Here is a 21532-nt window from a genome sequence, read left to right on the forward strand (position 1 = left end):
TTTTCAATACAGTAAATAGGAAATTGTTTAATGAAGGGAGATAAACAGTGTATAAATAAGGAAAAAGATGTAGCAACTATGTGCTACATCTTCCATTTTAATGGGTTTTACACTTTTCGTATAGCCCTTTTTCTTTAATTACTTTAATCAGTGTTTCACCAATAACAGATGGTGTTTCTGCTACTTCAATGCCTGCCGCATTCATAGCTTTAATTTTCTCTGCAGCTGTTCCTTTACCACCAGAAATGATAGCACCTGCGTGCCCCATACGTTTGCCTGGAGGTGCAGTTTGTCCACCAATAAAGCCAACGACAGGTTTCGTCATATTCGCTTGAATCCATGCAGCTGCTTCTTCCTCAGCTGTACCACCGATTTCACCAATCATAACTACTGCATACGTTTCTGGGTCATTATTAAACGCTTCAAGAACATCGATGAAGTTAGTACCATTTACAGGGTCTCCACCGATCCCAACAGCTGTTGTTTGACCAATGCCAGCTTGTGTTAATTGATGTACTGCTTCATAAGTTAATGTACCAGAACGAGATACAACTCCTACATGGCCTTTTGTATGGATATAACCAGGCATAATACCGATTTTACATTCATCAGCTGTAATAACACCTGGACAGTTTGGACCTACTAGGCGAGTCTTTTTGCCTTCCATGTAACGTTTAACCTTCACCATATCAAGAACAGGAATATGTTCAGTAATACAGATTGTTAATTCTAATTCAGCATCAACAGCTTCTAAAATAGCATCTGCTGCAAATGGAGCAGGAACGTAGATAACTGAAGTTGTCGCGCCTGTTGCAGCTACAGCTTCTGCCACTGTATTGAAAACAGGAACTCCTTCGATTTCAAGTCCACCTTTACCTGGTGTTACACCTGCTACGATTTTAGTACCATACTCAAGCATTTGCTTCGTATGGAAAAGAGCTGTTTCGCCCGTAATCCCTTGTACAATTACCTTCGTATCTTTGTTAATAAATACAGCCATTGTTCTCCCTGCCTTCCTTAGCCTACTAGTCCCACAATTTTTTGTGCACCGTCAGCCATTGAATCAGCTGCAACGATGTTTAAACCAGATGCATTTAAAATTTCTTTTCCAAGTTCTACATTTGTACCTTCTAAACGTACAACTAGTGGCACAGCTAAACCGATTTCTTTAGCAGCTGTCACAACGCCTTCAGCGATAATGTTACATTTCATAATTCCGCCAAAAATGTTTACAAAAATGCCTTTTACATGTGGATCAGAAAGGATAATTTTGAAAGCTTCTGTTACTTTTTCAGCTGTTGCACCGCCCCCTACATCAAGGAAGTTGGCCGGGCTACCGCCGTAGTAGCTAATTGTGTCCATAGTCGCCATAGCAAGACCAGCACCATTAACCATACAGCCAATGTTACCATCTAAAGAAATATAGCTTAAATCATATTTTGACGCTTCAATTTCTTTTGGATCTTCTTCATCGAAATCGCGTAATTCGACAATATCTTTATGTCGGTATAATGCATTCGCATCAAAATTGAACTTAGCATCTAGTGCCACTACATCGCCTTGTCCAGTTACTACAAGTGGATTAATTTCAACAATTGATGCATCTTTGTCGATAAATGCTTGATATAAACCTAACATTAATTTAACAGCTTTCCCTACAAGGTTTGCTGGAATATTCATATTAAACGCCATACGACGTGCTTGGAAACTTGTTAATCCAACAACTGGATCAACTACTTCTTTGAAGATTTTTTCCGGATTTGTTTCCGCTACTTCTTCAATATCCATACCGCCTTCTTCAGATCCCATCATTGTTACGCGGGAAGTTGCACGGTCTAAAACTAAACTTAAATAGTATTCTTTTTGGATATCAGAACCTTCTTCAATGTACAAGCGTTTTACTTCTTTTCCCTCAGGACCTGTTTGATGAGTCACTAAAATTTTCCCTAATAATTCTTTTGCGTACGTACGTACCTCGTCAAGGTTTTTAGCGATTTTTACACCACCGGCTTTACCGCGTCCACCTGCATGAATTTGCGCCTTGACTACAGTTACATTAGAGCCAAGTTCCTTCGCTACTTTCACTGCTTCATCAGGGGAAAAAGCAACTTTTCCGTTTGGTACAGCTACACCATATTTTCTCAGAATCTCTTTCCCTTGATATTCATGGATATTCATAATACATCCTCCCATCAAACATTTGCATAAAATTGTTTTACTAACATAGTCTATTCTAACGAAACATTCTGATAAAGTCTACACTTTGTCTTTTGTTCGAATTTTCTCTATTATTATGACGCATTCTTCTAATTTGTGTACTAAAACAGCTTGTAAAAATAATCAGAATACTTCATTTTTTCTATATTTTCGCGCATGCTCTTGATCTAAACGATATATAAAAGCAAATACCTCTGCCACAGCCTGATATAATTCCTCAGGAATGGACTCATTTAAATCTAATTGACCAAGCAGATGTACAAGGTTAGGATCCTCATAAATCGGCACATTATGCTCATTTGCTCTTGCCAAAATGTTCTCGGCAATTTTCCCTTTTCCCTTTGCTACAACAGTCGGACTATCGAATTGACCGAGTTTATAAGTTAGCGCAATTGCCTCTTTACGGGTAAATTTTTCTTCGCTCATACGCGGATATCCACCCCACTCTGTTCCTCTTGCTGTTCTACTACAGGACTATTTTTGACCGCCTGGCCCTTGTCAAATTGTTTCATAAAAACGCCTGATAGTTGATAATTTTTTTCTGCCAACCCTACTTTTAATGCTGCCTTTAGTGGTTCTGCAATCGATTGAATCTCCAAATGTTCATTAAAGACCGTTACTGTAACTACTCGATTTTGAACCTGCATATCAATGACCGTTTCTTGCATGGATGCCATTTGTAAATAAAATAATACCCTCGCATAGTTGGCATCAATTTTACCATCATCTTTCATGCGACCATTCCATTGCAATGTAGCATCCATTCTCTTACCGAAAAATTCTAGCGGAACTTGCATAATCAGTTGATGTTGGTGTCCATTTTCGCCTGATGATAGCTGCATCCCATTCATTCGTGTCATTAACATTTCTGCCGCTTCCTTCAATTGCGGTGTCATATTAGTTTCCTGCAATAATGTATGAAGCTGCGGTTTTAATTGATGTGCAATCATTTGTAAATCCGCTGATTTGTTTCCGAGTGTCGCCTCATAGCTAATCCCTAAATTTTTTAACACTGTTTTCATCGCATGCTCCATTGCCTTACTATCCATCGAATTTTGTACAAGAGCGTCTGCTTGTGTCACTATTTGTTGAATGAAGGGCTGTGAAGAAGCGATGCTATTTTTTACAAGATTACGCATAAAGGCTTCATTTTGTAAGGGAGAAGCTACCTCTTGCTTCAATAAAGACAGTAGATGATCTTTTACTGACAGTCCTTTTATGTCCTGTGTAAATAAATGATTGGACGTATTTTGAGAAAAGGCTTTTAATAATTGATCCTGCATTTGTTTAGCAAAAATATCTACTGTTTGCTTTGTGACAGGTAACTGATTAAAACGATCAATTAGCTGATTAATCTGTTGCTTTTGATCATTTGTTAAAAATTGTTGATTTGTTGTCCAAGATTTAAGTTGCTCGATCAGCTGAGCGGCATTTTCAGGCTTCGTTGTTAGGATAGTCTGAACGACTTGACCCGCTTGCTGCATTTGCTGAGAAGCTTTTCCCTCGTTCATACTTGACCAATTTTGCAATGTTGCCTGATTCGGAATTATCCCCGACTCCTTTAAGATCGACAAGGCTTGCATTTTTTCACTAGTTGTAGCAGCATTATTTGTTAAACTTTCTAGAACTTTTGCAAGAACCACGCTACCTGTTTCTACTTCAAATGGCTTTGTAATTGCTTGTACTTGCTGCATTAAATTTTGTTTAAGCTGTTCAGGCAAGGCTGTATCTTTTGCTAGAAGCTGTGCAAAGTTTTCCATAATAGCCGCCATACCAGAAGTCTTTTGTCCACTCATTAGCGCTTGAAACACTTCATTAGTCATTGGCATTTTAAGCTCTATCATTTTTTGAATCGTTTGCAAAGCATCCATTTTAGATATACCCTCTGGTAATGCCTTTAACCACATTTCAGCTTGTAAAAGTTGATCTTTTGAAATTGGTAGCTCTGCCTTCATAAAATGTCCTAATAATTGCTGCATCTCTGCTGACTTAGGTAAATTCATAGACTCTAATAGCTGATTAATTTGTTGGCTTGGTGAAGTGGTTGGCGTCATCGGTCCTGACACCACTTTCAATTCTGCTTGTGGATCTGTTCCTGTTACCTGAAAAAAATGGGCATCTCCAGCTTTTAATGGAACTTCAAGTTTAGCGATAAATTTTTGATTTCCTACTTGTATCTCCGCCATTTGATCTGGGTATAATTTCTTAATCGTTCCATGAAATACTTGTCCCTGTTTTAAGGCCAGTGGCTGATTATTTGCAGTTATTGGGTTTTGTTGCATCTGGATCGGATTAAATGATGTGGCTGTCATATATATACTCCTTTCATCAATTACTCCTTCGGTAATTGGTGTTAACGTATTATTCAAACATGGATTTAACCGGCTCAAACGATTTACGATGGTGAATCGTTGGTCCGTATTCTTCTAGTGCTTTTAAATGCTGCTTTGTACCGTAGCCAGCATGTTGTGCAAAACCATACATAGGAAAATCTTTATCTAATTGTTCCATATAATCATCTCGGGCTGTTTTAGCTAGAATGGAGGCTGCTGCTATTGCTAAGCTTTTGGCATCTCCTTTAATGATGGAATCCTGAGGGATAGCCATAGGTAATGTCATGGCATCTACTAAAACATAATCTGGTTTTCTCGATAACGATTCCACACTTGCCTTCATAGATTGTTTGGTCGCCTCATAAATATTAAGCTCGTCTATTTGTTGAGCCGGTTGGAAGTGAATAAAATAACTAATTGCATGTTCTTTAATTAAAGCGGCAAAGGCATTTCGTTTATCCTTCGATAATTGCTTAGAATCATTCAAACCAACTAGAGCCTCACTATTTGTTGGCAAAATTACAGCCGCTGTAACGACTGGCCCAGCAAGAGGACCACGCCCCGCTTCATCGACACCTGCAATTAAAGCATCTATTCCCCCATAACTTAAATCAAATGCCACTTTTGCTTGATGTTCCTGAAGTAATTGGCGCCTTTTTTCTTGTTTCTTTTGCCAAGAAACCCAAGCCTTTTGTACACCTACTCGTTCATCTTCTGCAATACCTGACATCCACTCTTGCCATTCTTCCGCATCTTTTAATGCTACTGTAATTTCTTTAATACTTCTCATTTCTTACTCCTTCTTGCCTCTACTTATTAAACCTATATATCCATTTCAGTCATTATGTAGCTTCATTTTTTTCCTCTATATAATTATTATCGGTAGGAAAATTCATTCCTAAAAGAAAAACTGTCACAAAGAGGGTGTGACAGTTTCCAATACTTTTTATTGTTCTGATTCTTTTTCTAGTTGTTCATCCACAAAATCAAATGTTAATTTGCCTAATTGCAAGCCTCGAATATCTCGAACGATTAGTTGAGCTACTTGATCATAATCAATTTCTCCACCTGCACCAAACACGCGACGAAGTTTCCCAATATGGTCAAAGGTTTCAACCAAATCTTCATGGACGAATTCAAAGCCGTAACGCTCCTCCATACGCTTTGGATAATGAACGGATAAGAAACGTAAGCCGTATACTGCTAAGTCTTCCATGTTTGTGATGGTGTCTTTAATAGCTCCTGTTAAAGCTAATTTAAAGCCCACTTCTTGATCTTCAAATTTTGGCCATAAAATCCCTGGCGTATCTAATAGCTCAAGTTCTTTCCCGACCTTAATCCATTGCTGTGCCTTTGTTACACCCGGTGTATTTCCCGTTTTAGCAATATTTTTTTTCGCCAAGCGATTAATCAGTGTTGATTTCCCAACATTTGGAATACCAACAATCATTGCACGAATAGCTCGAGGCTTCATCCCTTTTGCTTTCATGCGATCAAACTTTTCTTTTAATATTTCCTGCGCTGCCTTTGTTACTTGTTGTAAGCCTTTACCCTCAAGGGAGTTAATGGCTACTGCTTTATGACCACGCTGTGCAAAATAATCTACCCATTTGCGTGTTTCTTGCTCGTCTGCCATATCCGCCTTATTCAAAATTAAAAGACGTGGTTTTTGATTAATGACTTCATCTATCATTGGATTACGAGACGATAAAGGTAAACGGGCGTCTATTAACTCAAATATAATATCAACAAGCTTTAATTTTTCTGTTACTTCACGTCGGGCCTTTGCCATATGCCCGGGAAACCATTGAATTGTCACTGCTGTGCCTCCTAAATTAAAAGAAAAAGGGAGTTCATAAACGCTCCCTTTCTTGCATTACTTTACAATTTTTATGTCATTAAACGGCCAGAAAATCAAACTTGTATTGCCGATGATTTCCTTTTGATCTACAAGACCAATATGTCGACTGTCTTTACTATTTCGTCGATTATCCCCCATGACAAAAACATACCCCTTTGGAATCTCATCTAATGAAACATCGATGTCTTTTAAGGTAAAGTCTTCTGTTAATGTTCCCCCTGCGATTTGAGCTTTATAAGCATCTAAATAGGGCTCATCAATTGGCTCACCGTTGATATATAATTGATCGTCTTTATATTCCAGTGAATCCCCTGGCAATCCAATTACACGTTTAATGTAATTTTTTTGTTCAGGCGCATGAAACACAACAATATCAAAGCGTTTCGGTTCACCTATTTTATAACCAATTTTATTCACAATCATGCGGTCGCCATCTTCAAGGGTTGGCATCATGGACTCACCATCAACTGCAATTGGTGTAAATAAAAAATATCGTATGATTGCAGCAATCGCAAATGCAATTAATAGCGCTTTTGTCCATTCCCATAATTCATTCTTTTCTTTCACCTGTTTTTCCATTGAGAAATGCCCCCTTGTCTAACACTATTTTAGTTGATAGGGAATTAAGATGACAAGCAAAAAGAAAAGGAGCTTGCGTACAAGCCCCTCACTTTTAAGTCATAATTATCGAATTTCTTTAATACGAGCAGCTTTACCACGTAGGTTACGTAGGTAGTAAAGTTTAGCACGACGTACTTTACCACGACGTACAACTTCTAAGTTAGCGATTTTTGGTGTGTGTACAGGGAATGTACGCTCAACACCTACACCGTAAGAAATTTTACGAACTGTGAAAGTTTCGCTAATACCGCCACCACGACGTTTAATTACTACACCTTCGAAAAGCTGGATACGTTCACGAGTACCCTCTACTACTTTCACGTGTACCTTAACAGTATCACCAGGACGGAAAGCAGGTAGATCAGTGCGAAGTTGAGATTTTGTAATTTCTGTAATAATGTTTGACATTGTTTTCTCTCCTTAGACAGATGCTCTTGCACGCAATCTATGCCACAGCGGAACACCGTAATTCAGTACTTCACATAGAAGTACAGATTAAATGTTATCATAAATATACTAGGCAATCAAGCATCTTGTTGATTGTTTTTAAGTTTTTCTAAATACAATTTTTGCTTGTCAGTTAAAGGATAATCATCGAGTAAATCAGGACGACGTTCAAAGGTTCTTTTCAACGATTGCTCCTCACGCCATTGCTCAATTTTTGCGTGATTGCCCGATAATAAAACATCCGGCACCTTCATTCCTCGAAATTCTGCTGGTCGAGTATAATGAGGATGCTCTAAGAGACCCGTTGAAAAGGAATCTTGTATATGTGAATCTTCTTGGCCTAATACACCTGGTAATAGGCGTACAACACTATCGATAACCGTCATTGCTCCTAGTTCTCCACCTGTTAAAACGAAATCTCCAATAGAAATTTCATCTGTTACAAGGTGCTGGCGTATACGTTCATCATAGCCTTCATAGTGACCACATAAAAAGACTAATTCCTTCTCCTGTGATAATTCTTCTGCTTTTTTTTGGGTAAATCGTTCTCCCTGAGGGCACATTAAAATGATGCGTGGTTGTTTTCCTGCACAAATTGCTTCTACAGCGCTAAACATCGGCTCAGGCTTTAAAACCATGCCTGCTCCGCCGCCATATGGATAGTCGTCCACTTGATTGTGCTTATTCCCCGAAAATGTACGGATGTCGGTTACCTCTAGCTTGACCGCATTTTTTTCTTGAGCTTTCTTTAAAATAGAAGCCCCGAAAACACCTGAAAACATATCGGGAAAAAGACTCAGCACATGAATATTCATCATAATAAACCTTCCATTACGTGAATGACAATTTTCTTCTCTACCACATCAATATCTTTCACGATATCTTCTATATAAGGGATATAATGCTCTTTCTTCGAGCCTTTAACCACCCATACATCATTAGCACCTGTTTGTAGAATATCGTTCACAACGCCAATTGTTTCGCCTTCTTCAGAAACAACTGTACAACCTATAATCTCATGGAAAAAGAATTCATTTTCTTGAAGGAGATCGTCAGTCATTTGATCTTTTGTCACTTTTAACAAACCTTCTTTAAACGGCTCGACCAAATTGATGTTATTCATACCTTCAAATGTTAATAAAATAAAGTTTTTATGACGACGCACTGATTGAATCGTTACCCAAGTTGGTTTTTTATCGTCCTTTTTAAAGGCAGCAAGCTTATTCCCTACCGCAAAACGTTCTTTTTCAAAGTCTGTTGTCGATAATATACGCACCTCTCCTCGAATACCGTGTGTATTGACAATTCGACCTACATTAAACCATTCCATTCAACTATCACCTCATTAAAAACGTACTACTCTCTCCCATTGCATTCATTCTCTTACTCAAATTCACTTTGGAAGAATGTAGGTTCAGCTAAGACAATCAATTGTCTCGTCCATATTAATATAATCAATTGTCTCTAGCTGTAATCTTTGTTGCCCTGTTTGTCCAAAATAAAAAGAACAACTCTAGGCGAAATAAAGAAAAAAAGGAAGGAACCTACAAGCTCCCTCCTTCTTAGTCCAGATATTACGCTTCATGCTAAAGTCCACTTCGAACTCCTAAGCGACATGTAAACACACCTATCAGGACTCAATTGTACTCGTTGCAAGAGCGCGAAAATCTTTTCTATTAATCCAATATATCGACGTAGGTCTTCTTTTGATGGTGACTACCTGCCGCTGAATAAACAATTGTACGAATCGCTTTCGCTACTCGCCCTTGCTTGCCTATGACTTTCCCTCGATCCTCTGGATGAACAAAAAGTTTATAAACAATTCGATTTGCATTTTCATCCGTCTCAATACGAACTTCTTCTGGATAATCGACTAACGGTAAAACGATTGCTTCAATCAGCTGCTTCAAAGACGTCGCCCCCGATTATTTACTGAATTTTTGGTTATGGAATTTCTCCATGATACCTTGTTCTGAGAACAGGTTACGTACTGTATCTGATGGTTTTGCACCGTCAGCTAACCATTTAAGAGCTTTCTCTTCATCAATGTTTACAGTAGCTGGTTGAGTTAGTGGGTTGTAAGTACCAACTGTTTCGATTTGACGGCCGTCACGTGGTGAACGAGCGTCTGCAACTACGATACGATAGAAAGGAGATTTTTTAGCTCCCATACGTTTTAAGCGAATTTTAACTGCCATTTTAATAGCACCTCCGAATAAGTTTCACACAAGATAGTATATTATCAATGTTTAGGTTGTTTGTAAAGTGTTTTTTCTTAACACCTAAAAATTATTATTTAAACAATGAATCAAAGCCTGGTAATTTCATTTTTTTCTTGCCCTTACCACTAGCCATTCCAGTCATTTGCTTCATCATTTTTTTCATTTCATCAAATTGCTTGATCAGACGATTCACCTCTTGAATAGAAGTCCCTGAACCTTTAGAAATACGCTTTTTACGGCTACCATTAATTAATTCAGGATTCGTCTTTTCTGCAGGCGTCATCGAGTAAATAATCGCCTCTACACGTCCCATTTGCTTATCGTCAACTTTAACATTATCTAAGCCTTTGATTTTGTTTGCACCAGGGAGCATTTTTAAAATTTCATCTATAGGTCCCATTTTTTTAACTTGCTGCAATTGCTCCACGAAATCATCAAGTGTAAAGGTTTGAGTCTTGAATTTTTCTTCTAACTCTTTGGCTTTTGCTTCATCTACATTGGCTTGGGCCTTTTCGATCAGCGATAGAACGTCTCCCATACCTAAAATACGAGACGCCATACGCTCAGGATGGAAAGGTTCTAGCGCATCCATTTTCTCACCCATACCGACAAACTTAATTGGTTTCTGCGTTACAGAACGAATAGATAATGCTGCACCACCACGAGTATCACCATCAAGTTTTGTTAAGACAACCCCTGTAATACCAATAGCCTCATTAAAGCTTTCTGCTACGTTTACAGCATCTTGACCTGTCATTGCATCGACAACAAGGAAGACCTCATCTGGCTCTTTTAATGCGCGAATATCTTTTAATTCTTGCATCAAATCCTCATCGATATGCAAACGACCAGCCGTATCGATAATTACGACATCATGATGCTCTTCTTTCGCCTTTTCAATTGCCTGACGTGCAATCTCTACAGGGGAAATATCAGTGCCTAACGAAAAAACTGGTAATGAAAGTTGTTTACCTAATGTTTCTAATTGTTGAACAGCTGCTGGACGATAAACGTCGGCTGCTACTAACAATGGTTTACGATTATATTTTTTCCTTAGAACATTTGCCAATTTACCTGAAGTTGTCGTTTTCCCTGCCCCTTGGAGGCCGACCATCATAATAACAGTTGGAGGCTTCGTATTAAATTTAATTGGACTTTGCTCGCCACCCATTAATTCTGTTAATTCGTCTTGTACAATTTTAATAACTTGTTGACCGGGTGTTAAGCTTTGCATAACATCGACGCCAACAGCGCGTTCACTAACCTTTTTTACAAATTCCTTGACTACTTTTAAGTTAACATCCGCCTCAATTAAAGCAAATCGGACTTCACGCATCATTTCTTTGACGTCTTGCTCCGATACTTTCCCTTTGCCCTTAATTTTTTGGATCGTTCCTTGGAGTCGTTCCGCTAATCCTTCAAAAGCCATTGCTTTCGCCTCCTAATCCCATTCTTTCAGCTGTTCGATAAGCGCTAGCTGCTCTTCAGCCGTCATACTTTGTTCTGTTATCCCCATTGTTAGCTGTGAAAGCATTTGGGTACGTTGTTGAAATTTTTCAAGTAAACATAATTTTTCTTCATATTCCTCAAGCATTGCTTCTGTTCGACGAATATTATCGTAGACAGCTTGGCGTGATACACCATACGATTCAGCGATTTCACCTAGTGAGTGATCATCCAAATAGTATAGTTCCATATAACTTCTTTGCTTATCTGTTAATAATGCTTGATAAAAGTCGAAGAGAAAGTTCATGCGTGTTGTTTTTTCAAGTAGCATCGAATGTTTCTCCTCCCGCTATTTAGTCATTTGTATCATAACGAAAAGCGCCCGTCTGTGTCAAGGTAATCTCCTTGTCTAAAAGCCTAATTTACTTACTTTCGGGCAATTCTTGCCTGTAGCTAGTATGACTCTTTCCAACAAGTCAATTCAACTGATCACAGTCGAGCGTTTCTACTTCACTACACTCAGTGGATTGGTGCCACATTTCTTAAGTTAAACATCGAGAGGTTAACCTAAAATGAATGACTCATAAAAAAACAAAACAAACATTCATCCCCTCCGATACATGAAGGAGATGAATGCTAGATCAAGATAAAATGACACTGCCCATTTTACTGTTATTCTTCATTATTTTGTAATTCTTTATCTAAACCATCAGCAAATAATCCATAGACATATCGCTCTGCATCAAATGGCTGTAAATCGTCCATTTTCTCCCCAAGACCTACAAATTTCACAGGAATGTGTAATTTGTTACGGATTGCAAGTACAATACCGCCTTTAGCTGTACCGTCCAGCTTTGTTAAAACGATACCTGTCACATTCGTTGCTTCTTTAAATGTTTGTGCTTGAACAAGGGCATTTTGACCAGTTGTTGCATCTAACGCTAATAATACTTCATGTGGAGCACTTGGAATTTCACGGGAAATGACACGATGTACCTTTTCAAGCTCGTTCATTAAATTCACTTTGTTTTGTAAGCGTCCTGCTGTATCACAAATTAACACATCTGCTTTTCTGTTTTTCGCAGCACGAATTGCATCATACATAACTGCCGCTGGATCAGAGCCCTCAGATTGTTTAATAACCTCACAGCCTACACGATCTCCCCACACTTGTAATTGATCGATAGCACCTGCACGGAATGTATCACCCGCAGCTAAAACAACTGTTTTGCCTTGGGACTTGAGACGACGAGCGAGTTTACCAATTGTCGTTGTTTTCCCTACACCATTCACCCCAACAAATAGAATGACTGTCAGTTCACCATCAGGCTGCATATTTAATTCAATTAAATCATCTTCACCTTGCTCATAAATTTCTACAAGCTTTTCAGAAATTAAAGTTTGGATACCATTTGTATCTTTTATGTTTTTACGTTGTACCTCGAAACGTAATTTATCCATCAGTTCCATGACCGTTTCAAAACCAACATCGGCCTGTAATAAAAGATCCTCTAATTCCTCAAAGAAATCCTCATCCACTTTACGATAACGTGCAACAAGGTCGTTCACTTTTGATGTAAAGGAATTACGTGTTTTTTCAAGGCCCGCTTTAAATTTTTGCGTAATAGACCAAGCAGAAGGTTTTTTCTCCTCTGTTGGTTGTTCCTCAATAATTTGTACTTCTAGCTGCTCTTCTTCCTCTATTGGAGAAGGCGGCTCTAAATCCTTTGTACCTTCGATGTCCGAAGATTGTTCGGATTCTGTAGTATCTTCAATTGGTGAGAATTGCTCAGAAGGTTCTTCAACAACAGTCTCAGTAGTGGCAGGTTCACCGCCTTCTTCTAATTCCTGTGGATGAGAATCTAAATCATGTTCAATGGCTTCTAGTTTTTCTTCGTCCGCTGGATTCCCCATCAATTTATCTTTTATACGTTTAAAAAAGCTCATCCTTATTTGCTCCTTTGCTCCGCAAGTACGGGTTCGTCTTCTAATTTTACTGATACAAGTTTTGATACGCCTGACTCCTGCATAGTTATACCATACAGGACATCCGCTCCCTCCATCGTTCCTTTACGATGTGTAATGACAATGAATTGTGTTTCACCACTAAACTTCTTCAAATATTGGCTGTAGCGCACAACATTTGCTTCATCAAGGGCAGCCTCTACTTCATCGAGAATACAGAATGGGACAGGTCTTATATTTAAGATGGAGAATAATAAAGCGATCGCCGTTAGCGCACGTTCACCACCAGAAAGCAAACTTAAGTTTTGTAACTTTTTCCCTGGAGGCTGAGCAACAATGTCAATGCCTGTTTCCAGTAAATTTTGCGGATCAATTAGCACTAAATCGGCTTGCCCTCCACCAAACAATTCACGGAATACATGTTTAAATTGTTCGCGAATCGCATAGAACGTTTCGCTAAAGCGCATTGTCATTTCTTCATCCATTTCTTTAATGGCTTCATGCAATGTTTCTTGCGCCGCAAGTAGATCCTCTCGCTGTTCAGTTAAGAAAGTATGTCGTTCAAGCACTCTTTCATATTCTTCAATCGCGCCTAAATTAACAGGGCCTAGCTCTTCAATTGATTTTTTAAGCAATTTAACACGTCGACGTACAAATTCCTCATCTTCTATAGCCTGTGCTTCTTCTTCTGCCTCTTCAAATGTTAACTGATAATTCTCCTCGAGCTGAGCTGTGAAATTGTCCATTTCAAATTCAACACGATTTCGTTTCAACTCATTTGCACGTATCGCTTCAAGATACCCCTTATGGATACGTTGTAATTCCTTCAGCTGAGCCTCTAACGATGAAAGTTCATTCTGTTGCCCTACTTTTTCCTCTTTTTTCTGAGAAATTGTCTCTTGTAGCGCATCTCTTCTGTTCTTCCATGTCAACACCTGTTCATCGACCTCTTCATCACTTAAATAATTTGTCGATTCATCAGATTGAAGCCACGATATTTCCTGAGAAATATTTTCAACTTTTTGTTGAGCTTTGTTTAATTGTAGGGCTAAGTCAGCTGTAGCTATTTGAACTTGTGACATTTGTTCTTGCATAACAGCTAATTGTGAGCGTTTTTCTGCCAATTGCTCACGTAATACATCTTTCTCTGTCTCACTTTGTAGCTTAACCTTACTTAATTGCTCAACGGTTTCATTGATTTCGATTAATTCTCCTGCAAGCGCACTTAAACGTTCCTCTGCTTCTTGCTTTTGAGCCAATAATGACTCTTCACGTGTTTTAACATCCTGTGTTTCAGTCGAAGCAAAGGTTACTCTAGCCGATAAGCTTTTTTCTACAGCCTCTAGCTCACGTAAACGACCCGCCTGCTGCATCTCATCTTTTCGTAATTGCTCCCCTTCAATCTTCAATAGCTCTACTTGATCTCGAAGTGTTGCTAGCTTTTCTTTTTCCGCTGCAACAGCCTGTTCTGCACCATAAATGGAAGCTTGCAATGTCTCTAACTTAAGAATTAAACCATCTAATTCTGCTTTTCTTGTAAAGAGTGAAGATTGCTGTTTAAGGGCACCACCCGTTAACGAGCCCCCTGCATTAACAATATCTCCATCAAGTGTAACCACTCGATAACGGAATCCACATAATCTAGCAATTTGACTTGCCCCTTCAAGATTTGCTGCAACAATGACATTGCCTAGAAGATTTTCAACAATCGTTCGATTATCTTCATTAAAAGTCACTAACGCATCCGCCATCCGAATGAATGCTGGGTGCTCAGTTGCTAATTGGATAGTCGCTAAATTAATTTTACGTGATTTCATTACGGTTTTTGGTAAAAAAGTAGCACGCCCAGCTCGCTTTTGCTTTAGCCAATGAATAGCCTGTTGGGCATGGCGTTCATTAGTTGTAACAATATGCTGAGAGGCGGCTCCTAAAGCCGTTTCTATCGCTTGTGAGTATTTCCCCTCAACCTGGATTAATTCAGCTACAGCACCCTCAATACCTTGTAATTCACCTTTATCTCGTGCAAGCAGCACTTCTTTAACCCCTTGGAAAAACCCTGAAAAGTCAGCTTCAAGCTCCGCTAACGTATCTTTTCTAGCTTTTAGTTGCTGTTGATGCTGATAAGCCTTATAAAGCATATCTTGCTTTTCAGTAAAGGTAGAATTAACATTTTTCAACTGTATTTGTAAAGCTTCATATTGTTCTAGCTTTTCTTGTAAGTCATTTGTTGTTGAAGTATGTGCAGCTATTAGCTGTTCTTTTTCAGCAACAATTTGCATAAGCTCTTGCCCAATTTCATCAGTTTGGTCGGACATTCGTGTTGCCATAGCTTTTTGTTGAGCCAACTGCTGATCGATATTTTTTAACTCATTTTTGATGGTCGCTTCTTCATTCAACGAATCGATATATCGGTTTTTTTGCTCCTCAATTTCTTGTTCGATTTCCGTTACGGAGCGATTTAAAGATTGCTCTAACTGTTTAATGCTTTGTTTGAGCACCAACACGGCTTGTTGTTTTTCAGAAAATACGTCTTTTTTCTCCTGCTCCTGCATAAACAGTGCCTCTACTTCTGCTTTGGCCTCTTGTAATGACGTATTCAGCTGCTGTAATTGATTGGACGCATTTTGACGCTTTTCAGCCATTAGCGCCTTTCGTCCATCCCAACGTTCTACCTCCATTGTGGCATTGACTAGGTCAGCTTGAGAAACATCCAAATATTCATCAAGTTCTTTTAATAGCTTGCGAATATTAGTTGTCTGTTTATCGAAAGTAGCAATATCTTGAGCTTGCTTTTGCTCTATCTCAGATAGGTTTGTGTACTCTTCTTTAAGCGCACGCAAAGATTGTGCACAATTTTTAAAATCATGCACAAGAATGGCAATATCAAAATCTTTTAGCTCAGTAGACATTTGTACATAGTCTCTTGCACTAGATGCTTGCATTTCAAGCGGTCCAAGTCGACTGTCTAATTCATGAAGAATATCTAATACACGATATAAATTCTCATCTGTCTCAACAAGCTTATGCTCTGCTTTTTTCTTTCTTATTTTATACTTTAATACGCCAGCTGCCTCTTCAAAAATCGAACGACGGTCATCAGGTCGGCTATTTAAAATTTCATCGACACGACCTTGTGAAATTATAGAAAATGCCTCTTTTCCAAGCCCTGAATCCATAAACAAGTCCGTAATATCCTTCAGGCGACACTGCTGGTTATTTAATAAATATTCACTATCACCTGAACGGTATACGCGTCTTGTTACGCTGACCTCTGTATAGGAAAAAGCAAGTTGCTCGTCGGTATTATCTAATATTAGTGTTACCTCTGCAAAGTTGAGTGGCTTCCGAGAGTCACTCCCTGCAAAAATTACATCTTCCATCTTTGATCCACGTAACGACTTTGCCGATTGCTCACCAAGTACCCAACGTATTGCATCTGTGACATTACTTTTTCCACTGCCATTTGGTCCCACAACTGCTGTAACACCGGGTACAAAATCAATACCAATGCGCTCCGCAAATGATTTAAAGCCAATCACTTCTAGTCGTTTTAGGAACATCTTTTAAGCCTCCTCTTTCGCAGCTTCTTCTCGCATCATTCGCATCGCACATTGTGCAGCTTGCTGCTCGGCTTCTTTTTTCGATTTTCCCCGACCTATACCAAGCTCTTGTCCGTTCAGTAAGACGCTTGACACAAAGGTACGATTATGTGCAGGACCTTTTTCATCAATGATTTCATAATGAAGAAGTCCATTATTCGTTTGCTGTACCATTTCTTGCAATTGGCTTTTAAAATCCATCACATGCGAAAAAGCACCGACTTCTACTTTTGGGAACACGATACGTTCTAAAAAAGACACGACCGTTTGTAAATCCTGATCTAAATATAGGGCACCTACAAATGACTCAAACACATCTGCAAGTAGTGCTGGGCGTTCCCGTCCACCTGTTAATTCTTCACCTTTTCCAAGTAAAACAAAGCGACCAAAGCCTAGTTCATTCGCAAAAATAACTAGAGATGGTTCACAAACAATGGATGCTCGTAACTTTGTTAACTCACCCTCGCTCATATTCGGGTATTTCTCAAAAAGATATTTAGAAACAGACAGTTCAAGTACTGCGTCTCCTAAAAATTCAAGACGCTCATTATCCGTAAATAACTTACGGCGATGCTCATTCACATAAGATGAATGCGTGAATGCTTGATACAATAAATTTTTATTAACAAATGTGATATTTAATTCATGCTGTAACAGCTCGAATTGATTGCGTACTTTTTCAGGAAGTACGCCAGATTTCTGCATAGTTCCTTTTCTTTTCATAGCCATTGAACAAATCTGCCTTCCTAATAGTTTCTACCGTTTTAGTGTACCTTTTTCAAAGCGTTTATGCAAAAGTATTTCGGCTTAAACACAATATTTTGGAAAATTTTTAGAAAATTTATTTCAAATTCAATAAAGCCTTGGCACATTTGCGTCCGAATCGATCTTCGGAATATAAATCCACTGTATAATTGACACAAAAAAGGGACGTCCATAGATCGTAAACCGATCTATTTCGTCCCCTTTGAATACATCTTTGTCTATTAGATCTGCTTCTTTGTAAAGAAAAGCAGTAAACTATTTCTCTTTATTCAACCAATCATAAATACGATTTGTATAATTACGATAACCATTACACCTATAAGGGTGATAAATTTCTGCTAAATAAAGTATAAACGAAATTAGTTAATTTTACTTTCGATGTATGAAATTGCAGAACCTACTGTTGAGATTTTTTCAGCATCTTCATCAGAAATTTCCATATCGAATTCGTCTTCAAGCTCCATTACAAGCTCAACTACGTCTAATGAGTCAGCACCTAAATCATCACGGAAAGAAGCTTCAAGTGTTACTTCGCTTTCTTCAACACCTAAACGGTCCACGATTACTTTTGTTACGCGTTCTAATACTGTAGACAAATGATTCACCTCCCCTCAAATGATTATACAGAAAATTAGCGCCTATGCCTAATTCAAATTACATGACCATACCACCGTCTATATGAAGTGTTTGTCCTGTCATATAGTTAGCGTCTTCAGATGCAAGGAAAACAACTGCCTTAGCAATATCTTCCGGCTGCCCTAGTTTCGCAAGTGGGATTTGTGTTAACATCCCTTGTTTAATATCTTCTGGTAACTGATCAGTCATTTCTGTTTCAATAAAGCCAGGTGCAATAGCGTTGACTAAAATATTACGTGACGCTAATTCCTTCGCAGTTGTTTTAGTTAACCCAATAACACCTGCTTTAGCTGCAACATAGTTTGCTTGGCCCGCATTTCCAGCTACGCCAACAATCGATGAAATATTGATAATACGACCGGCACGCTGCTTCATCATTTGGCGTGTTACCGCTTTGGTACATAGGAAAACACCCTTAAGATTCGTATCTAATACATCATCCCATTCATCTTCCTTCATGCGCATAAGTAAATTATCTCTTGTAATACCAGCATTATTCACTAAAATATCAAGGGAGCCAAATGTTTTCACAGCAGTATCCATTAAGGCTGTCACTTCTTCTGTTTGAGAAACGCTAGCTTGTACAGCAATTGCCTCGCCACCGCCCTCTTGAATCATAGCAACTACTTCTTCAGCTTTTGCTTGCGAGCCGCTATAGTTCACGACAACTTTTGCACCCTCGTCAGCAAGCTTTAATGCAATAGCACGACCAATTCCTCGTGAAGCTCCTGTTACAACAACTACTTTTCCTTCAAGTTTACGCATTGATTGACCACTCCTTTGACGCTTCTAAAACCGCTTCTAGTGATGCCTCATCATAGACACAATAGGCAGTAACAGAGCGATCGATTTTTTTCAAGAGACCACTTAATACTTTACCTGGGCCACATTCAATAAAGACATCCACACCTTGTGCAATCATTTCGCGCATAGAGGCCTCCCATTGTACAGCACTATAAACCTGTTCAACAAGCTCTTGTTGAATGGCTGGAACATCCGTTAACTCCTTCGCCATAACGTTCCCTACAACAGGAATTTGCGGAGCAGCTAAAGTAACATCCGCCAACACCGCTTTCAACTTCTCTGACGATGGTCGCATTAGCTCAGAATGGAATGGACCACTTACAACTAATGATATAGCACGCTTAGCCCCTGCTTCTTTTGCAGCGCTTGATGCCTTCTCAACACCCTCTTTTGTACCTGAAATAACGATTTGACCCGGACAATTAACATTGGCTACCTGCACAGGTTCCCCTGCTGCTGACACTTGCTCAGTTACTTCATTTAACGCTTCTAATTCCATGCCTAAAATGGCTGCCATAGCACCTTGTCCAGCAGGTACAGCTTCATTCATATATAGACCACGTTTATGCACAATCTTCACTGCATCTTCAAAGGACATGACACCCGCTATGACCAATGCGCCATATTCTCCAAGAGAGTGACCTGCTGCATAATGAGGTTGAATTCCTGCTGCACGTAGCTTCTCTGCTACCATTACCCCAGTAGTAAGTAGTGCTGGCTGAGCATGATATGTTAATGTTAATTCCTCTACTGGACCTTCTAACATAAGCTTAGATAGCTCCAATTCAAGAGCTTGATCTGCACGATCATAGAAGGCTCTACTTTCCGCAGCATTTTCAACAAACTCTTGCCCCATTCCTACTACTTGCGAACCTTGTCCTGGAAAAATAAATGCAATTTTCGTCATTTGAATAGTCCCCTTTGTCTAATCAATTTCTATGTGGCGTACTGTCTCTGTAATTGTCGAAATAACAGTATGTTCTACCATTGTGTTTGCTTGGCGGATAGCACTAAAAATCGCTTTCGCATTAGATGATCCATGCGCCTTTATAACGGGTGCTTGTAAGCCAAACAATCCAGCACCACCATATTCTGTATAGTCCATTTTATGTTTTAAGTCACGTAAATTATTTTTCATAAGGACAGCTGAGATCTTCGTTTTTGTTGAAGACATAAACGCCTCTTTTAACATTGAAAATAAAGCACCTGCAGTACCTTCAATTGACTTCAGCACCATATTTCCTGTAAAGCCATCCGTAACAACGACATCAGCTACTCCTTCAAGTAAATCACGTGCCTCTACATTACCAATAAAATTCAAATCCGCTTCCTTTAATAAATCAAAGGCTGCTTTTGTTAATTCATTTCCTTTTTTATCTTCTGTACCGATATTTAATAGGCCGATTCTAGGTTTTTGTAGGCCGCCAACTTTCTTCGCATAAATATCGCCCATAATAGCATATTGCACTAAATGTTCTGGACGGGCATCTGCATTTGCACCTAAATCAAGCATTAAAAAGCCCTTACCATCAAGTGTTGGTAATGTCGTAGCTAAAGCTGGTCGAGCAATTCCCTCAATACGACCTACTTTAAATAAACCGCCTGCCATTAAAGCACCTGTATTTCCTGCTGACAGGCAAGCCTCTGCTCTACCCTCATCCACTGCGTCCATCATGCGCGCCATGGAAGAATCCTTTTTTCTACGAACAGCACGTGCTGGATCGTCCGTTCCTTCAACGACTTCCTCACAATGTACGATCGTTAATCGATCATGTTGTTTTAAAAATGGCTCGAGCTTCTCTTGCTGTCCATATAATTGAATTTCTAAATTTGGAATTTGCTCTAATGCTAAGAGTGCACCTTCAATTACTGATTTTGGTGCATTGTCTCCACCCATTCCATCAAGCGCTAATTTCATTATTACTCACCCTTACCTTTCGTACGGTACATATCAAATTCACCAACAAAAACGGTTTCACCATTCACAGTAGATGTTACCTCGACTTTTGTCCGATGATTTTTATCATCTCGTCCGACAACAATCGCTTTTGTAATAACACGATTTCCAGCACGAACAGGTTTCACAAACGTAATAGTAGAATGTACTGTCAATGCTAGTTCATCGTTAATAACGGCTACCGCTAAGGAGTTTGCTTGCGCGAACAAATGATGTCCTCGTGCGATGCCGTTGCGCTGGAAAACATGTTCTTCTTTCACATCAAAAATCGAAAGTGCTCGATTATCTAATTCAATATCAACAATTTCTCCGATGATCTCATCAATCGGTAGAGATTTTACTTCATTTTCATAGTTTTTTGAAGCGACATCTTTAATACGCTCTCGTAATTCTGGTATGGATAATTCCATACGATCTAAACGAATTGTTTGAACACTTACCTGAAACTGTGTTGCTAGCTGTTCATCTGTGACGAATGGATTTTCAGCTATCGTTTCAGATAGTAGTCGCTGTCGTTCTTTTTTTGTTCGTCTCAACATCATTCGCCACCTTTTGAGTTGTTATTAGCACTTGGTACTAATATCAGTATATAGAGGTTAAAAAAAGAATGCAAGACTTGTTTTGAAATCAAGTCCTGCATTCTCCGCATGAATCATCAT

Annotated in this window: 22 protein-coding genes; all 22 read right to left on the reverse strand. The window is 39.0% G+C overall.

Annotated features, from left to right (window positions below):
* Window positions 1–97 precede the first annotated feature (97 nt).
* The 22 genes from sucD to fapR all read right to left on the reverse strand — a co-directional run bounded on the left by sucD (window position 98) and on the right by fapR (window position 21409).
* Window positions 98–1000 carry a succinate--CoA ligase subunit alpha gene (gene sucD / locus C9J29_RS01315; RefSeq protein WP_008181281.1) on the reverse strand — a complete coding sequence of 301 codons (903 nt, stop codon included), beginning with the start codon at window positions 998–1000 and terminating at the stop codon, window positions 98–100.
* Between the two features lie 17 nt (window positions 1001–1017).
* Complete coding sequence (gene sucC / locus C9J29_RS01320; RefSeq protein WP_008181283.1) at window positions 1018–2178, reverse strand: ADP-forming succinate--CoA ligase subunit beta; 1161 nt, start codon at window positions 2176–2178, stop codon at window positions 1018–1020.
* Between the two features lie 162 nt (window positions 2179–2340).
* Window positions 2341–2643, reverse strand: coding sequence for an EscU/YscU/HrcU family type III secretion system export apparatus switch protein (locus C9J29_RS01325; RefSeq protein ID WP_008181284.1), 303 nt, complete (start codon window positions 2641–2643; stop codon window positions 2341–2343).
* Window positions 2640–4529 (reverse strand): hypothetical protein, encoded by a 1890-nt coding sequence (locus C9J29_RS01330; protein WP_089985322.1) that lies wholly within the window; start codon window positions 4527–4529, stop codon window positions 2640–2642. The genes C9J29_RS01325 and C9J29_RS01330 overlap by 4 nt, the downstream gene beginning before the upstream one ends.
* Window positions 4530–4578: 49 nt before the next feature.
* Window positions 4579–5340 (reverse strand): ribonuclease HII, encoded by a 762-nt coding sequence (locus C9J29_RS01335; protein WP_008181288.1) that lies wholly within the window; start codon window positions 5338–5340, stop codon window positions 4579–4581.
* A 156-nt stretch (window positions 5341–5496) separates the two neighbouring features.
* Window positions 5497–6369: a ribosome biogenesis GTPase YlqF gene (ylqF, locus tag C9J29_RS01340; protein ID WP_025113918.1), complete on the reverse strand. Its 873-nt coding sequence runs from the start codon at window positions 6367–6369 to the stop codon at window positions 5497–5499.
* Between the two features lie 57 nt (window positions 6370–6426).
* Complete coding sequence (gene lepB / locus C9J29_RS01345; RefSeq protein WP_008181292.1) at window positions 6427–6990, reverse strand: signal peptidase I; 564 nt, start codon at window positions 6988–6990, stop codon at window positions 6427–6429.
* A 105-nt stretch (window positions 6991–7095) separates the two neighbouring features.
* Window positions 7096–7440: a 50S ribosomal protein L19 gene (rplS, locus tag C9J29_RS01350; RefSeq protein WP_008181294.1), complete on the reverse strand. Its 345-nt coding sequence runs from the start codon at window positions 7438–7440 to the stop codon at window positions 7096–7098.
* Window positions 7441–7556: 116 nt separating this feature from the next.
* Window positions 7557–8294 (reverse strand): tRNA (guanosine(37)-N1)-methyltransferase TrmD, encoded by a 738-nt coding sequence (gene trmD, locus C9J29_RS01355; protein ID WP_089985545.1) that lies wholly within the window; start codon window positions 8292–8294, stop codon window positions 7557–7559.
* Window positions 8294–8809, reverse strand: coding sequence for a ribosome maturation factor RimM (rimM, locus tag C9J29_RS01360; RefSeq protein WP_089985320.1), 516 nt, complete (start codon window positions 8807–8809; stop codon window positions 8294–8296). The genes trmD and rimM overlap by 1 nt, the downstream gene beginning before the upstream one ends.
* A gap of 346 nt (window positions 8810–9155) precedes the next feature.
* On the reverse strand, window positions 9156–9389 hold the full coding sequence (locus tag C9J29_RS01365) for a KH domain-containing protein (RefSeq protein WP_004269410.1): 234 nt from the start codon (window positions 9387–9389) through the stop codon (window positions 9156–9158).
* A gap of 15 nt (window positions 9390–9404) precedes the next feature.
* On the reverse strand, window positions 9405–9677 hold the full coding sequence (gene rpsP, locus C9J29_RS01370; protein ID WP_004269411.1) for a 30S ribosomal protein S16: 273 nt from the start codon (window positions 9675–9677) through the stop codon (window positions 9405–9407).
* A 94-nt stretch (window positions 9678–9771) separates the two neighbouring features.
* Window positions 9772–11130, reverse strand: coding sequence for a signal recognition particle protein (gene ffh / locus C9J29_RS01375; protein ID WP_089985319.1), 1359 nt, complete (start codon window positions 11128–11130; stop codon window positions 9772–9774).
* Window positions 11131–11142: 12 nt separating this feature from the next.
* A complete protein-coding gene (locus C9J29_RS01380) occupies window positions 11143–11478 on the reverse strand; it encodes a putative DNA-binding protein (protein ID WP_012293242.1) in 336 nt (111 codons plus the stop codon).
* Window positions 11479–11819: 341 nt separating this feature from the next.
* Entirely contained in the window at window positions 11820–13094 is a 1275-nt protein-coding gene (ftsY, locus tag C9J29_RS01385; RefSeq protein WP_089985317.1) for a signal recognition particle-docking protein FtsY, read from the reverse strand.
* A 2-nt stretch (window positions 13095–13096) separates the two neighbouring features.
* Window positions 13097–16672: a chromosome segregation protein SMC gene (gene smc, locus C9J29_RS01390; protein ID WP_107921510.1), complete on the reverse strand. Its 3576-nt coding sequence runs from the start codon at window positions 16670–16672 to the stop codon at window positions 13097–13099.
* A gap of 3 nt (window positions 16673–16675) precedes the next feature.
* Window positions 16676–17440, reverse strand: coding sequence for a ribonuclease III (gene rnc / locus C9J29_RS01395; protein WP_008181680.1), 765 nt, complete (start codon window positions 17438–17440; stop codon window positions 16676–16678).
* Between the two features lie 395 nt (window positions 17441–17835).
* On the reverse strand, window positions 17836–18072 hold the full coding sequence (gene acpP / locus C9J29_RS01400; protein ID WP_008181678.1) for an acyl carrier protein: 237 nt from the start codon (window positions 18070–18072) through the stop codon (window positions 17836–17838).
* Between the two features lie 58 nt (window positions 18073–18130).
* Entirely contained in the window at window positions 18131–18877 is a 747-nt protein-coding gene (gene fabG / locus C9J29_RS01405) for a 3-oxoacyl-[acyl-carrier-protein] reductase (RefSeq protein ID WP_008181677.1), read from the reverse strand.
* A complete protein-coding gene (fabD, locus tag C9J29_RS01410; RefSeq protein WP_107921511.1) occupies window positions 18870–19823 on the reverse strand; it encodes an ACP S-malonyltransferase in 954 nt (317 codons plus the stop codon). Before fabD ends, fabG begins: the two co-directional genes overlap by 8 nt.
* A gap of 18 nt (window positions 19824–19841) precedes the next feature.
* Window positions 19842–20834 (reverse strand): phosphate acyltransferase PlsX, encoded by a 993-nt coding sequence (plsX, locus tag C9J29_RS01415; protein ID WP_089985313.1) that lies wholly within the window; start codon window positions 20832–20834, stop codon window positions 19842–19844.
* 2 nt (window positions 20835–20836) lie between these two features.
* Window positions 20837–21409 carry a transcription factor FapR gene (gene fapR, locus C9J29_RS01420; protein WP_025113910.1) on the reverse strand — a complete coding sequence of 191 codons (573 nt, stop codon included), beginning with the start codon at window positions 21407–21409 and terminating at the stop codon, window positions 20837–20839.
* Window positions 21410–21532 lie beyond the last annotated feature (123 nt).

Source organism: Lysinibacillus fusiformis (genome assembly GCF_003049525.1).
GTDB lineage: Bacteria > Bacillota > Bacilli > Bacillales_A > Planococcaceae > Lysinibacillus > Lysinibacillus fusiformis.